We start from the raw sequence: 1,070 nt of genomic DNA on the forward strand, positions 1-1,070 counted from the left end.
GTTTGCAGCGTTTCTTAGAGCTCTTGCAAGCTCTGCTGTAGTTGGTCGGCTTTCTGCTGCTGCTCTGAGATGCTCTGAATAAGCGTTAATTTCGAATTGTTCATGATACAAGTCGCCTCCAAGTAGATGTCTTTTGCCACTTTTCAAAGTGGCAGTTAAGTATTCTTTACTTTGTTTGACCGATGCGATTCCTTCCAGTTGCTCAATACACTGGACAATATCTGCTCTGTTTTTTACTGTCAGAGTCCTTAAAAATGTTTGTACGTAGTTATCAACGAGCTTGCCAAACTGCTTTTTTGTAAGCGCCTCAAGATCTTGACCTGTAAAAATATTTTTAGCTTGAGCGTTGAGTTTTGCGACATAGTTTGGCTCTTGTGTCGTTTTCATCAAAAGCAGATCATCGGGGCGTGACCACTGGTACTTTGTGTTGAAGTAATCACGTAAAGAATCAAAATGCTTTTCATGGCCGGGTGGGGCAATATTGAGTGATTTACCGCTTTGAATATCTAGGCGGGGTGCTAGAACGTGGATATGCTTCGAGCCGTCATCGTCTGTGTGAAGCACGGCAAAAAGGTGGTACTGTGAGGGATCTAGTCCCGAAAAAGCATGCTTTTCAAACTCGTCTAAGACTTCTTTTATTTGTTCATCTGTCGGACTGTCTTCTTTTGACCATGCGATCACGCCACTGGTGTACTTCCACAAATGTGGACTTGAGTCACAGATGGCGTTAAATGTAGTCGCATCACCACGCAAAACATCAACACCTGCCCGAACATTGCCAAGATGATCGAACTTATCTAAAACATACGCTGAAGCGCGTGCGGCCGATCCTTTGCCGTGATTTAAAAATTTAATATGCACTTTCATCCTCCTCAGCAAGCTGTATCGAAGACAATTGCTTTTTAAGCCTTTCAGGGCTTTGTCTGCTGATTTTCGGAAGTGCAGGAAATACTTGTTCTAACTCGGTTTGAATGCCTTTTAAAACTGAAAAAATGCTGAAAATATCTAACTTGCGTTGCTCTTGCGGATCAGCATTTTTGATGATGTTCAATGCTCGTGCAATTTGGTTT

At 42.4% G+C, this 1,070-nt stretch carries 1 protein-coding gene and 1 pseudogene; both read right to left on the minus strand.

Annotation, left to right across the window (positions count from 1 at the left end; genetic code table 11):
- Positions 1–867 (minus strand): relaxase/mobilization nuclease domain-containing protein (locus tag FTV43_RS15795; RefSeq protein WP_179995869.1); only part of this gene is annotated, 867 nt, incomplete at its 3' end.
- Positions 851–1,070 (minus strand): annotated as a pseudogene (locus tag FTV43_RS15800) (plasmid mobilization relaxosome protein MobC); the annotation flags it as partial. The pseudogene FTV43_RS15800 and the gene FTV43_RS15795, both read right to left, overlap by 17 nt.

This window comes from Acinetobacter sp. YH16053 (assembly GCF_013417035.1).
In the GTDB taxonomy this organism is placed as follows: Bacteria; Pseudomonadota; Gammaproteobacteria; order Pseudomonadales; family Moraxellaceae; genus Acinetobacter; species Acinetobacter towneri.